Origin of the sequence: Enterococcus sp. NPDC086594 (assembly GCF_044746145.1) — a bacterium.
GTDB classification, from domain to species: Bacteria; Bacillota; Bacilli; order Lactobacillales; family Enterococcaceae; genus Enterococcus_D; species Enterococcus_D entomosocium.
Genome location: NZ_JBIVBP010000010.1, coordinates 1 through 13,695 on the forward strand (window position 1 = coordinate 1; position 13,695 = coordinate 13,695).

The 13,695-nt window shown below is 43.6% G+C and carries 10 protein-coding genes; 5 read left to right on the forward strand and 5 right to left on the reverse strand.

Annotated elements, in window-relative coordinates; translation table 11 throughout:
* Nucleotides 1–411: 411 nt before the first annotated feature.
* A complete protein-coding gene (locus ACIPK1_RS13215) occupies nucleotides 412–2,205 on the reverse strand; it encodes an oligopeptide ABC transporter substrate-binding protein (protein ID WP_016613448.1) in 1,794 nt (597 codons plus the stop codon).
* A 360-nt stretch (nucleotides 2,206–2,565) separates the two neighbouring features.
* Here ACIPK1_RS13215 and ACIPK1_RS13220 point away from each other — a divergent pair, with 360 nt between their 5' ends.
* From ACIPK1_RS13220 to ACIPK1_RS13240, 5 genes are all read left to right on the forward strand, one after another.
* Nucleotides 2,566–3,867 carry a DUF1576 domain-containing protein gene (locus ACIPK1_RS13220; RefSeq protein ID WP_400451101.1) on the forward strand — a complete coding sequence of 434 codons (1,302 nt, stop codon included), beginning with the start codon at nucleotides 2,566–2,568 and terminating at the stop codon, nucleotides 3,865–3,867.
* Nucleotides 3,864–4,214, forward strand: coding sequence for a hypothetical protein (locus ACIPK1_RS13225; RefSeq protein ID WP_008378669.1), 351 nt, complete (start codon nucleotides 3,864–3,866; stop codon nucleotides 4,212–4,214). Before ACIPK1_RS13220 ends, ACIPK1_RS13225 begins: the two co-directional genes overlap by 4 nt.
* Before the next feature lie 168 nt (nucleotides 4,215–4,382).
* Complete coding sequence (locus tag ACIPK1_RS13230; RefSeq protein WP_005235132.1) at nucleotides 4,383–4,745, forward strand: YxeA family protein; 363 nt, start codon at nucleotides 4,383–4,385, stop codon at nucleotides 4,743–4,745.
* 7 nt (nucleotides 4,746–4,752) lie between these two features.
* On the forward strand, nucleotides 4,753–5,505 hold the full coding sequence (locus ACIPK1_RS13235) for an ABC transporter ATP-binding protein (protein WP_005235131.1): 753 nt from the start codon (nucleotides 4,753–4,755) through the stop codon (nucleotides 5,503–5,505).
* A 13-nt stretch (nucleotides 5,506–5,518) separates the two neighbouring features.
* On the forward strand, nucleotides 5,519–7,324 hold the full coding sequence (locus tag ACIPK1_RS13240; RefSeq protein WP_005235129.1) for an ABC transporter permease: 1,806 nt from the start codon (nucleotides 5,519–5,521) through the stop codon (nucleotides 7,322–7,324).
* Between the two features lie 97 nt (nucleotides 7,325–7,421).
* On the opposite strand, the gene ACIPK1_RS13245 is transcribed toward ACIPK1_RS13240, so the two are convergent.
* The 4 genes from ACIPK1_RS13245 to ACIPK1_RS13260 form a co-directional block, all read right to left on the reverse strand.
* Entirely contained in the window at nucleotides 7,422–8,135 is a 714-nt protein-coding gene (locus tag ACIPK1_RS13245; RefSeq protein ID WP_244732008.1) for a demethylmenaquinone methyltransferase, read from the reverse strand.
* Between the two features lie 252 nt (nucleotides 8,136–8,387).
* Nucleotides 8,388–12,431 (reverse strand): pectate lyase-like adhesive domain-containing protein, encoded by a 4,044-nt coding sequence (locus tag ACIPK1_RS13250; RefSeq protein ID WP_400451102.1) that lies wholly within the window; start codon nucleotides 12,429–12,431, stop codon nucleotides 8,388–8,390.
* Nucleotides 12,432–12,452: 21 nt separating this feature from the next.
* Nucleotides 12,453–13,079 carry a hypothetical protein gene (locus ACIPK1_RS13255; RefSeq protein WP_016613452.1) on the reverse strand — a complete coding sequence of 209 codons (627 nt, stop codon included), beginning with the start codon at nucleotides 13,077–13,079 and terminating at the stop codon, nucleotides 12,453–12,455.
* Entirely contained in the window at nucleotides 13,072–13,695 is a 624-nt protein-coding gene (locus ACIPK1_RS13260) for a hypothetical protein (RefSeq protein ID WP_016613453.1), read from the reverse strand. Before ACIPK1_RS13260 ends, ACIPK1_RS13255 begins: the two co-directional genes overlap by 8 nt.

Genomic DNA, 13,695 nt, shown 5'->3' on the forward strand with positions numbered 1-13,695 from the left:
AAGTAAGATAACAAAAAATCTGAGCCAGAATGAGGTTCATTCTGACCCAGATTTGATTTTGCACAACTCATCAGTCCTTATTGACAAAGAGCCCATTTAACATTCTTCCCTTTGAATCATCCTATATCCTTACAAACATGATTTATCTTTTTCGTAAACGCCTGTCTGCTTATTGAAGGACAGGCGTTTTTCAGTCAAATGCTAGCCTAACTTGTACACAAAAAACCAGTTAGGTGCGTAGACCTAACTGGTTTTCGGGCTAAAATCTTAAAACGTATCTGGTTTATCCTGACCCAGATTTGATTTTACACAACTCATCCCTCCGGTTAACTATAGAAGTAAACTGAGCTGGCTTTTCAGAAAACGACAAAAGCGTTGTTCTCTTTTGATTTCAGTGATTCAACAAATCGATTAGCGAGATTCTGAAGTCACTCCGATAGTCGCCCATGGATTATGATCTGGATCATATGCCCACGTAAAGTTTGCGACACGATCAGAGACCGGCAAAACTTGGTTACGGTACAATGTCGGAATAGCAAACGCTTCTTCAAATGCATATTCTTGCCATGCATCAAATGCTTCTTTGCGTTTTTCTTCATCGAAGGAATCATTTGAATCGATGGCTGCTAACAATTCTGTATTGCGTTCAGACTCGTAACGAGTGTAGTTAAAGGCTGAATTTGGTCCCCATAAGCTAGTTGGTGATGGATCTGATCCAGTAGACCAAGCAGCTTGGAAAACATCGATATCTGGATCATCATTTTTCAACTTGTCATAGAATGCTTGGAAGTCGATCAAACGTCCTGTAGAGTATTGGACATCCAAACCGATTTCTTGCCATTGTTGGACATAGTAATCTGCCAGTGGTTGTGCCACTTCTCCACCTGACATTGAAGCAAAATTGATGGTTAATTTATTGCCATCTGGATCTTCCCGGAAGCCATCACCATCAACATCGATAAAGCCAGCATCATCTAGGAGTTGATTTGCTTTATCCATATCTAAGTGGTAGCCTTCCACATCAGTGCTGTGCAAACTACCATAAACCGGTGGGATCAATGTTGTACCATTTGAACGCAAGCCATGGTAGAAACGCTCACCAATCGCATCATTATCGATAGCATAGCCCATTGCTTGACGCAATGCTTTGTTGGCCATTTTTGCGTTTGGATCAAAATCAACACTATTTGTTTCGTCATTCCATGTTCCTAAATTAAAACCAAGATAGGTGTAAGATTGTTCTGGTCGTCCTAACATTTGGTAGCCATCCATATCTTGATACGTATCGAACGTATCTGTTGGCATTTTCAATACTAAATCATATTGTTTTGCATTTAGTGCTTCATTGATCGATGCAGATGGAACATTACGCATCACAATTTTTTCTAATGTTGGTGTTCCCCCATAATAATGTTCATTCGGAACATACTCTACGGTTTCCCCAGGTACGATATTCGTCATCTTGTAAGGACCAAAACCAATTGGGTTTGTCCGTACAGGATCACTGGATGGCATATCTGCTACTTCAATACCTTCAAAGGTATGTTTTGGTAATGCCGCGTTCCAAATTGCTCCACCGGATTGCTGCATTCCAGGATGCATTTCCTTAAATTCGATCTCAACTACTTTATCGCTAACTGCTGTGATCCCAGAAATCGTATCTGCTTCACCGCTATGGTATTCTTCCATTCCAACAATATTAGTAAAGTCATTATTGTAGCGAACGCCATCATAGTCTTGATGACCAATGACTTCATAAGAAAAAATGACATCTTCGGCTGTAACATCTACCCCGTCCGACCATTTTAGTTCATCACGTAATGTGATCGTCGCTTTATTGTTTTCGACATCCAAGTCTAAGTCTGCAGGTCCACCATCAATAATCTTAAAATCCTCATCTTGTAAGAATAGATATTCATGACTTGGTAACATAAAGTCACGGTCATAGGCATCCTGATAGAACTCCCACTGGAATAATCCTTGGAACTGGGTGTCCATTACTACAGCAACGTCTAAAACTCCACCTTCAATCACTTCATCATCATTGACTACCGCTAACGGTAATGTGCTGATATCGGATGCTGCAGCGTCTGATGACGACTCTCCTGTATCTGTCGAACCTGTTCCACCTCCGTTACTTTGTCCGCAAGCCCCTAAAACAAGCGCTGCCAATAAAGTAATCATGCCAAACTTCGTTTTCTTCATACTCTTCCTCCTTATTAAATCCCCTCATTTGTGATTCACTGATAAAAAAACCAAGCAAACAGTTTTTTTATCTTAAAATGGCTTTTTTATTAGAAAATCTGAACGAGATTAACTAAATTATAACAATTTTCTCAAAACTCTTTCCGTCAATAATTTCATCAATCTATGAAATTATTGAAAATAAGACGAAAATCATTGATAAATCGCTATTGCTTTTTTTCAAATATCCTTAAGTTTTTCTTTTATGACGTTCCTTTTCTCTCATATTTTTCGAAAAACGCCTTGTGGAAACTGTCAAAAAAACCTTCTTAGACGAGAAAAGATGTGATACTATGAAAAAAAGGAGCGTTCAGTGAAACTATGTCAGACAAACGAATTTTCTTACAAACGAAATCGAAACCTTTTGCACCGATCTCACAGCTCTTAACTCAGCGGTTGCTTCTGGCTTACAGCTGTGTGTTGATTCTACTCAGCTTGTTCACCTCGCCGCCTCAGGCATTGTGGCAAGGATCGTTGGCTATTTTGAATGCCCCTAGCAATTTGATTTCTGATTATTTTGCAATCGGCAATCTCGGAAGCGCCTTTTTGAATAGCGGCTTATTGACTTTGATTAGTATCCTGCTTGCTAAAAAGCAAGGAACCATTATTAGTGGTCCGATGATCGCAGCTTTCTTTACCATATCCGGCTTTTCTTTTTTTGGAAAAAACATCTTTAACTCAATCCCCATTCCCTTGGGTGTCTATCTATACTCTTACATACAGCAACGGCCCTCAACCCAGTACTCACTTGTCGCTTTATTTGGCAGTGCTGCCTCACCCGTCATTAGTTACTTAGCATTTGGCTTAGGCTTACCTTTGCCCCTAGGAATCGCGTTAGGTTATGGAATCGGCATTTTGATTGGCTTAACACTCCCCCCACTGGCAGCACAATTTTTACAATTCCATCAAGGATTTTCTTTGTACAATATTGGCTTTGCCACCGGTATTATCACTATGTTTTTCACTAGCTTTTTACGATTATTCGACATGGAAGTCTATTCGAACAAGCAATTGACGACTGACTATCACTATTATCTGACGGCTTTCTTGCTCATCCTTTGTTTTTTCTTGTTTTTTATTGGTTATTTTTTAAATAAACGATCAATAAAAGGTTTAACGGATCTTTTTAAAACTTCTGGGAAACTGATGACCGATTATGTCACAATTTTTTCACTAGGAATCACCATGATGAACATGGCAATGATGGGGCTCTTGATGTTAGTCTTTATTTTCCTGCTGCAAGGCGAGCTTTCCGGTCCACTTTTAGGGGCTGTATTGACCGTGATTGGTTTCAGTGCCTTTGGAAACCATTGGAAAAATAGTTTGCCCGTGATGATTGGGGTGGTCTTAGCCACCAAAGTCGGTTTGACTTCTGATGTATCCACCTTCAGCTTATTACTCACAGCGATCTTTGGAACAAGTTTAGCTCCGATCAGTGGGTATTATGGTCCTGTAGCTGGTATCTTAGCAGGCATCGTCCATGCAGCACTGGTCACAAATATCACTTATTTACATGGAGGATTGAACTTATACAATAACGGTTTTTCCAGTGGATTTGTCGCGGCGGCAATGGTACCATTGTTAGATGAATACCAACAAATCAGAAGGCGGCGAAAAAAATGATTGAAAAAGAACGGGCACGACGAATCGTCGATGAAGTAGTCACCTACTTTTTGTCCCATGACTGTCAAAAGATAACGAGCGAGATGGCCTTTGAAGCAGAAGGTTTCAAAGCAGTCGTGCAGGGCCCTTTCCCTGAACAGCCCTCTGATCTAGAACATTTTATCAACATGCTCAATACACCAAGAGACAGTACCTTGGAAAACTATTACGTTGAACTGTTGGGCGGTCATCAAACGATCCATGAAGAAAAAGATTACTATTTATTGGGATTAATGATCGATGAAGCCGCCATTATGTATGATGAGGGACAACTAGTCGTTGAACTGTTTCGCAAAAAATATGACTGAAGAGTAACAAGCAAACGACGTTTCTGATTTGTGGATCACACAATTCAGAAACGTTTTTTTGTTCGTTCCTCGTGACAAAATTGAAAGTTTATTGATAGATTTTTCACACTCCTTTTCAGAAAACTAGCGTTATACTTTCATCATAATAAAAAACGAGGTGACCTATTTATGAAAAAATTTTTGATTGGACTAGCAGTTGTCGTGCTTGTGGGATTTGGTGCATTGCAAATTGCTGAATCAGTCATCATGGGGGGCGACAGCTATTATGTCCAAATCACGACAGATGGCGAAAAGACGACTTCTAAAGATGACAGTGGCAATGTCTATACTCAATACCACTATGAACTACCGGCTTATGACGAAAATGGCAAAAGCAAAACCCTTGATTTCAATGGTTTCCAAGAGCGGCCTTTGCGTAAAGAAGCCTATTTGAAACTTACATGGAATGAGAAAAAAGGCGTGACCAGCTATGAAGAGGTCAAAGAAAAAGACATTCCCGCAAAAGCACTAACTCAATTAAAAGGAGCGTAACTTAATCATGGAAAAAATTATTCAAGCAAGTGAACTTACTAAAGTTTACGGAAAAGCCAACGAAAAACAAACCGAAGCCTTGAAAGGCATCAGCTTTGATATTGAAAAAGGTGAATTTATCGGAATCATGGGAGCTTCAGGCTCCGGTAAGTCTACCTTGTTGAACATTCTTTCAACCTTGGATCATCCAACCAAAGGTACGATCCGCATCAACAACAGCGACATCACCAAACTAAAAGGCGATGCCTTGGCAGATTTTCGCAGCCGTGAAATTGGCTTCATCTTCCAAGATTTCAATCTCCTAGAAAACTTAACAGCTTCTGAAAACATTGCGGTGCCCCTTTCTTTACAAGGAGTCAAACCAAAGATCATCCAACAACGGATCAAACGAGTCGCAGAACGTTTGTCTATCACGCATATCCTCGACAACTATCCGGCAGCAATCTCAGGTGGGCAAAAACAACGGGTGGCAGCCGCTCGAGCCTTGATCACGGAACCAACGATTCTTTTTGCGGATGAACCGACAGGTGCCTTGGATTCAAAAAGTGCCAAAGACTTATTAAATATGATGGACGACTTGAATACCAATGACCAAGTATCGATTTTATTGGTCACTCATGATCCCCTTTCTGCCAGCTATTGCCAACGTATTTTATTTATCAAGGACGGGAAGATCCATCAAGAAGTGAAACGTGAGGATCAAAGCCGGGAAGAATTTTACCGCAAGATCCTTGTCATTCTAGGAAACTTGGAACAATAAGGAGGAAGAACACATGCTTTGGAAATTATCACTTACCGGAATCAAAGGCCGGTTGAAGGATTATATCGTCCTCTTTTCTGGTTTAGTCATGGCCTCAGCCATCTTCTATATGTTCGAATCAATGGCCAGCAATGAAGCCTTTTTAAAAAGCAACTCGATCATCAGTATGGTGGTCTTTATCTTTCGCTTTGGTTCTGTCTTATTGGGGATCATCACCTTTGCCTACATTTTATACGCCAATTCTTTCTTAATGGCGATGCGGCAAAAAGACTATGCCATGTTTATGATGCTAGGAGCCAAAGGACGTAAGATCGCCCAAATGATTTTCATTGAAACATTCTTGGTCGGGATCGCCGCCACTGCTGTTGGTTCTTTACTAGGTATTGGATTAGCCAGTGGTGTCAATACCTTACTAGTGAACCAATTAAATTTACAGATCAGCCATTATGCGGCCTTTAATCTACAAGCATTAGTCGTGACACTTGCATTCTTCTCGATTCTCTTTTTGATCGCTGCTATCTTTAATGCACGGGCAATTGCCAAGAAATCAATTTTAGCCTTGTTACGAGAAACCAGCACTCCGGCGCAAGTCAAGCAACGTCCTTTCATGCTCTTTTTGCAAACTGTCTTAGGGATTTGTTCTTTAGCAGTCGGTTATTATATGATGAGCGACTTGATGAAATTCCAATTAGTGGGGATCGGTGTTGCCCTAGTTACTATTATTTTAGGGACCTACCTTGTCTTTCGTTCCGTGATCATCACGATTTTATCTTTGCTGAAGAGGACCGATGCCATTGCTTTGAAAAGGTTAAACAATTTCACCTTGTCTCAGCTAAGCTTTCGGATTCGTGATTATACGCAGATGCTATCGATGGTAGCCATGCTCTTTGCTCTTGCATTAGGTGCCTTGACTGTTGGTCTGGGCTTCAAAAACGAGATCCCAATTATGGCAAAATCCGTTGCCCCTTATGACTTGTATTTGAATAATGCCCAAAATGCTTCTGACGAAAAAGTTGCAGCCTTAAAGCCGACTCTTGATGTCACTTATAGTCTGAAGGAAACAGACGACACCCTTTATTACAATAAAGATCAATTCAACAAGAACAACTTGCTCAGCACCAGTACGAATCAGTTGAGTATCGACGTTACCTACAACAAGCTGTCGGGAGACCAATTAGCCAAAGATATCACCGCGCAGGACCAATTGCGTAGCTACCTCTTGCCAGAACAACGAGGCAAAGAGATCCAAGTTGTCGATCAAACCGCTTTTGACACAATCAATGCCCCTGAATCCAGCTTGCGTATGGTGCAAGTCAAAGACTTTCAAGCAAGTTACGATGCATTACATGAATTGGCGCAAACAAACCAAGAAACCAATACTACTGAAACTGCCGATACGAATTTTTCGCAACGGGTTTTCGTCTATGACACGTATAATGGTCTCTTCTCCGGTTTTGAATTTATGGGCTTTTTCTTGGGGATCGCCTTCTTGACGATGTTAGCAAGCTGCTTGATGTTTAAAATTCTTTCTGGGGCCAACAGCGACATTCAACGCTATACGATGTTGAAAAAAATCGGAACCCGGACTAGCTTATTGAAAGGATCGATCCGCAAAGAGATTGGTGTGCTCTTCCTAGTTCCTGGTATCTTAGGGATGATCCATGTCTTGTTCGGATTACAAATGTTCACAACATTGATGATCGATCCGTACCACGATCTATGGCTGCCCTTTGGCATCTTTATTGCTCTCTATGCCATTTATTACGTGGTGACCATCTGGTTATACACCAACATCGTTTTACGACCAAACAAAAAATAACTCGTACAGACTTTCTGAATTGCTCAACGCAAAGAGACCATCAATCCGCTTGATGGTCTCTTTCATTTCGTCGCTCTTCTATCGAAAAAAAACGCCGTTAGCTTTGAGGTTTAACGCCCATATGCATCGCGGCCGCACCTCCTGCATAGCTTTTGACTTGCAACACATCAAAGCCAGCTGCCTGAAACTCCCGTTTCAATGCCTCCTTGTCAGGAAAATCCCGCGCAGACTCCTGGAGCCAGGAATATTCTTGATAGCTTTTGGCGAACAATTTGCCAAATAACGGCATGACATGGTGAAAATAAAAAGTAAACAGTTGCCGCCAGCCGATCAGTGTGGGCTGTGATGTTTCGAGACAAACGATTTTCCCGTCTGGGCGCAGCACCCGATGGATTTCCGCCAAGACTTGTTGGCGATCCGCGACATTTCTCAACCCGAACCCGATCGTCACATAATCAAAGTGCGCGTCTGGAAAACTTAATGCCATCGCATTGCCGGTCTGCCACTGGATCTGCGTTTGTTGCTTTTTCTGTGCCTTTGCTTTGGCAACCGTTAACATTTCTTCGCTAAAATCAACGCCGGTCACTTGCCCTGTCGGACCGACCGCTTCATTTAAAGCAAACGCCCAATCCCCGGTCCCGCAGCATAAATCTAATATCTCAGCACCCATTGGTACTGCCATCCGTTTCATGGTGTCCTTGCGCCACCGTTTGTGGAGCTGAAAGGAGATAATACCGTTCATTCGATCATAACGGGAAGCGATCGATTCAAATACATCATGTACTTTGGTTTCTTTGGCTGTTGTTGCCATTGCGGCACGTCCTTTCTTTGTTCCCTTCGTTTTGCTGTTGCTTCACGTGCTTCTGCTTTTTAGTCTAGCACGAAAAAACCTGCGGAACAAAAACCCTGCTTTCCCCTTTTCCTCCAGTCATTTTCCCACCAAAAAACAGTCTTTCCTACATAGCTCCCCGCTTGTTGACCAAGGCAATTCGGTCAGCAACAAGCGGATCCAGCAGTGAAAGACTGTTCTTCTTCTGTTTGTTTTAAAACAGGTTGTTCACGTTTAATCGATGAAGTCCCAGATATTGTTCCAATAAGAAACACGGTCTGCGCCATTTTCATCTTTGTAGCGCACAGAAATCAAATTACGGATGTCATGAACAGGAATGTCAAGGGTGACAGAATCCGTTACGGGTCTTTGTTGCACGTTGTATGTTCGATAAAAGGTGCCATCCATATAGACGTCAAAGGTACTAAGATTGGAATAAAAAATTTGCAGCTGATTGTTATGAACAGCAAGATTGATCAACTCACCAGTGACAGCGCGTGTGCCGGTCTGAAGCGTGAGACTGTCTTCCCCTATCAAAATGTTTTCCGTCTCTGGCTGATTCCCCGAAACTCTACCGTTGATCGTTACCGGGGTCAGAACATTCCCAGCAGCTGCCTGTTCATCCACTCGAGCAGTCAAGTTCCATTCCATGCGATCCCCCGGTGCGATTGGTCGTTCTAAGTGGATCGTGATACGATCGCCAGAAAGACTAGCCGAGGCTATATTGTCTTGGTACACGAGCGCATCGACATTTAAGAACGTCAATAAATTCGGCGAGATATCTAGTGTCACGACAGCATTCTCAATATCGTCTTTCCCAGAATTTCGCGCATCGTTGCTTTCTACGATCGTCCGCAAGATCATTTGATTGCCGACGGTGATAATCGGATTGCCTTCTTCATCACGATCAAAGCTTTGCGGTACTCGCAACGTAATCGATGGGTCAGAAGGTCGAATACTGGTGACTTCAAAGGATAGCGCTGGTGGGAAACGATTATCGCCAATGGCATCACGATACCCTAAATAGTCCTCGTAATCGCTGGCGGACGGATTCGTGCTCCCCAACTGACCATTGGGTTCCGTCGTGGTCGTATCTGGTAACGTTCCTACGAAATCGTCGTAGCGATCATTTGCGAAATCTTTCGCGTAAAATTCGATATACACATCCTCTTCAGGATCAAGGCGACGTGGTAATTGATACTGCCACGGCACGGAGTTGCCTTGTTCAGCATCAAGCGTAATGACATATGGGTCACCTGAAGCATCACGGATCAATCCTTGCGCGGTACTCGCATAAATGGCGACGCGCTCTTTTGGCTGGTCGTCTTGCGGAGAATGAAAATCCATGATCCCCGAAACTGTTGTCGTCCGTTCATTAAAGACCTGATCCTCTGCCACTTGCAGACCAGTCGGTGGTCGTACATCCACGACGACCGCATCAGGCAAAGCGGCAATACTCTCTTCTGTTGCATGAATGAAAATCGAATCGTCAACATCCTCCATCGTGGGGTCTAATCCTCGGTGGGCACGCAGCACTTCAAAACGTTGACCTGTCTTGAAAAAGTCGTCCCGCGTCCATGCGATCACACCATTATGCACCTCACCAAAAACATCGACAGTTGATTTGGAGGAAAGCCATTGCGTTTCAAGCTGGTTGCCTGCTTCGTCCTTCAAAGCAACTTCCACCCAGACCTCATCATCCCAGGCATCGCGAATCGCCCCCGTGTATTCATACGGAACGACCGCTTTGGCATAAAAGGTTTTGTCGGCATTGGTCGGGGTCACTAAGTGCTGGATCATTGGCGGATAATTATTGGCAGAAAATCGCGTATAGGCATTCCCGCCCCTAAAAGTCGTACTGTTGAATTCATTTGAAAAAGGCTCTCCCGGCTGCGGACTAACGATTTGTGCAAAATTGACATTGCCTAGTTGATAGCTCAGTGGATTCCAGAAATTGTCCGGATCACCATCTAGATTCACGTCGTTGCGCTTTTCCCAAACCGCTAGTCCAACACGATTAGACATAAAGGTACTGTTACGGTTCGAATTAGAAAAAGCTTGTCCGCCATTCGGACGATTATTTCGGAAGTCATAAAACAGTGGTTCATCAATCACAAAATTGCTTCTGGCAACCGAACTGATTATTCCATTATTTGCACCTAGGGTCCGACCTTCCATTCGAAAAGTCGCGTCTTTTCCAGCTAAGAACTCGGCTTCTCCGCCTTGCATCCAAACAGCAGGTCCACGATGTGCATAGATATGGATTCGACTGTTTTCACCTTGTGCATGAAAAACCGAAGTTCCACTGCCATCAAGAGGAAATTGAATGCCTTGTCGACCAGCCGTATCTGAGCCATTACTGGCAGTAATGGTGGAATCAGCAGATGGGTCAAATTCTCGTTCTTCATCATTGTACTGATCAAATACGGCAAAACCTGTTTCATCAATATAGATGCCATCATCTGCCGCAGTCCTGGTGCCGGCATGGTTAAAGATATTCAACTGACCAGCTGACTCCACATAGAACTCGTTGTTCCGCCCGTACATCCGCACTGCAGCCGCATTGCCATGGTATTTGACGATATTCATTTTCCCTTGGTCGGCAAGCACAAAGGTCTGCTCCCCTACTAAGCGAAACCGCATAACTGAACCATAGTCATGATGTTGACCATCGCCAAACAAATTAAACTGCGACCCTTCCCCAGTTACCGTCACATTGCCGCCGAGTTTGGTGGTCGATCCCGCTTTCGAAATCTGATTGACAAAAGCTGTGGTTCCTTGCGGTACACCATTCGTGGGACTGGGGGCTCTAGAATAGGAGTTTACGACCGCACCGCCAGAAATAATCGTACGAGAAAACTTGTTATTCCCCTCATCCCGTTGTCCAATCAAGGAAATGATTGCGCCGTTCGCTCCCGCTAAATTCATTTGTGATGAGGCATTTAAGACCGTGCCTTCTCCATCGACTTCAAAAATCACTTCATTAGTACGTCCTTCGAGATTTGCCCAAATTACTTGCCGCTGGACGCTGTAGAGGTCTACTTTAGAACCCTTATTGACTCGAAACGAGGTTGAAATGTTGTTGTTATTTGGATGAAGTCGAAAAATTGGCCGAGTATTTGAGATCTTGACATCCGCCTCATCCGTAATCAAGACACTTTTGACATTAAAGCTGCCATTATCATTATTAGTACCTGCGGTTGGATTCTTGTGAGCCACCCAATGGAACGTTCCGCGAATCTCGAGATTTCCTTGCTGCAAATAAAGGAAATCATTGCCCGTACTTCCCTCTAGCACACCACTTTTTGCCTCGATATTTTCTATTTTGACCGTCCAAAAAGCCGAAGCTGCCAGCGATTGTTGATAGATCAACGCGTTTAATCCTAGATTGTTCCCCTGAAAATCGATCGTCATATTTTTTAACTCAAAGACCGCTGGTTGACGATCATGGGTAGTCGTCAGTTCAAAGAAACGTCCAGTAGGATTCGTGCTATAGTTTGGTGTCCCGTTCGTGTTGAAACGCTTCGGTGTGGTTAAGGTAAAGCCATTCCCATCGATGGACACCGAACGATTCAACGCAGTTAAGCGATTGATGGCCTCATTCGTATAATCAGCGGTAATGTCAGCGAGAAACACGATTTCAGAGATCGAGGAATCACTAAAAGCAGCCCGCAGCTCTTGATAGTCCGAAACTTCGGCACGCTCTCCTTGCATCGCCCGTTCTGAAAGTAGTTCGACTGCCGCTGACTCATTGGTTTCCTGCTGCTGAATGTCAAGCAAGGCTGCTTCTTCTACAGCCTTGTCGGCTTCCAATCGCAAGGCTTGTCGTTCCTCGAGAGAAGGCGGAGCGATTTTTTGCAGCGTTCGGTTTCCCCGTTTAAGAACAAATTCGATGGCGTCTTCTTCTCCTAAAGAGACCGGTAATGCCAAGGACAACGTTTCTTCCGTAGGCGCCACTTCGATTGCCACACCATAAACACCCTCTTGTTCAGCTGGATGCAAGGTCGCTTCCTCAAGCTCAAGCATTTCAAACATTTCTAATGACACCAGCGCTTCATGATTCGCCATCAAGAAAAGCGTCTCGCCTGCGGCTTGTTCCGATTCGATCGTCACTACATATTGTCCTGTTTCTGGGTCAAAGTGACCGGACACTTCATAGGAATTGCCACCATGGATAGCAAAGACCGCATACAAGATAGAAATTACGATAAAGCCCCCTAATGCAGCGGCAGCCAGTTTGATTTTCGAGACAGTCGCCAGAACAGTAAATGATTTCATCTAGGCACCCCTTTCCTTTGATTACTCCAACAGTTCTTGTCCCGTTTCAAAGCTCGATAGATAATACAGCTTGATAACGACACTTGCCGAAAACGCATCTGCTCCTGACGTATTACTTCCTTGCCGATATTCGACTGATTCCACTTTTAAAAAGCGATTCAGGTTTTCCATCCGATCAATAAAACGCACGATTCCTTCATTCGTCTCACTCAGGAGGTCAAAGCCGATCCTTGTGACCCGAAATTGCGTAGCCAAAGGATTGTCACCGGTCTGATCCGCCAGTTGTTCTGGTGTAGGGTAAAGCATCTCTTCATTAAAGGTCGATTGCAAAATCGTGATCGGCAATTCCGTTTCAAGGGCAGCGAGATCGGTAAAATAAGACTCGATCGCCATGCCATTGGGAATGATCGGCACCTCATTGACCGTCTCTGAGGAAAGAAGGTCTGGTTCCCCTTGTAGGTAAACCAGCTGTTCCTGAATGTCGCGGATCTCTGCTTCGATCCCAGCTAATTCCTGAGCCAATTCGATCCCTTCGGCACGTTTGGGATTCAGTAAAAATAGCCAGAAAATAAGTACGGAGGTAGCGAGAACTAATGCAATCACCGCGGAGATGATGATGTGTTTTTTAGAGAAAAAGACTCTAGTCATCAACTTCCACCTCGCTTTCTTCTTCGCTGTCTTCACTGATCACTTGCGGTGCATCGATTCGTGAAAGGTAAACAGTGATGCGCCCATCTTGCGGCGTTGAACTATGAGAGAAGGATTGATAGGTCACATGATGTACCCAATCGATTGCTTCAAAAGCTGATTTAAGGCGAATCAGACTTTCATAAACATCCCCCTGGACTGCCATGTTCACCAAAGGAAACAATGGTGTGCCGTCTTGGGCTGTTTCGGACATTGTCCCCTCGCCATTTAGCAGCAAATTATACGAATTGATGGTCACATCGATCCCTGATGCCACCTCCTCAAAGGTTTCCATAATAGGCGCTGTGAAATATTTCTCTTGCTTTTGCAAGGCAATGAATTCTTGCAGGTCTTGAGATTTTGACGCTAGCATCTCTTCTAACTGGCGCTGGAAAACGATGCGCTCTGCTTGACTAGACATGATATTGCTTTGATTATTGGTCACCAGCCTTTGATAATACCAAAAACCTAACCCACAAACCCCAACGACTACTAACGAAAGGAGAAGCGAAACCGAAAGAATGACTTCAAACGCCCGATTACGGATAAATTTATTAGGCAATAGATTGATGTTCAT

Bases quoted from the DNA above. Each gene is read 5' to 3' on its own strand.
- ACIPK1_RS13235 (WP_005235131.1), top strand. From the start codon at position 4,753: ATGGAAAAAATTATTCAAGCAAGTGAACTTACTAAAGTTTACGGAAAA.
- ACIPK1_RS13250 (WP_400451102.1), bottom strand. From the start codon at position 12,431: ATGAAATCATTTACTGTTCTGGCGACTGTCTCGAAAATCAAACTGGCT.
- ACIPK1_RS13255 (WP_016613452.1), bottom strand. From the start codon at position 13,079: ATGACTAGAGTCTTTTTCTCTAAAAAACACATCATCATCTCCGCGGTG.
- ACIPK1_RS13230 (WP_005235132.1), top strand. From the start codon at position 4,383: ATGAAAAAATTTTTGATTGGACTAGCAGTTGTCGTGCTTGTGGGATTT.
- ACIPK1_RS13245 (WP_244732008.1), bottom strand. From the start codon at position 8,135: ATGGCAACAACAGCCAAAGAAACCAAAGTACATGATGTATTTGAATCG.
- ACIPK1_RS13215 (WP_016613448.1), bottom strand. From the start codon at position 2,205: ATGAAGAAAACGAAGTTTGGCATGATTACTTTATTGGCAGCGCTTGTT.
- ACIPK1_RS13220 (WP_400451101.1), top strand. From the start codon at position 2,566: ATGTCAGACAAACGAATTTTCTTACAAACGAAATCGAAACCTTTTGCA.
- ACIPK1_RS13260 (WP_016613453.1), bottom strand. From the start codon at position 13,695: ATGAACATCAATCTATTGCCTAATAAATTTATCCGTAATCGGGCGTTT.
- ACIPK1_RS13225 (WP_008378669.1), top strand. From the start codon at position 3,864: ATGATTGAAAAAGAACGGGCACGACGAATCGTCGATGAAGTAGTCACC.
- ACIPK1_RS13240 (WP_005235129.1), top strand. From the start codon at position 5,519: ATGCTTTGGAAATTATCACTTACCGGAATCAAAGGCCGGTTGAAGGAT.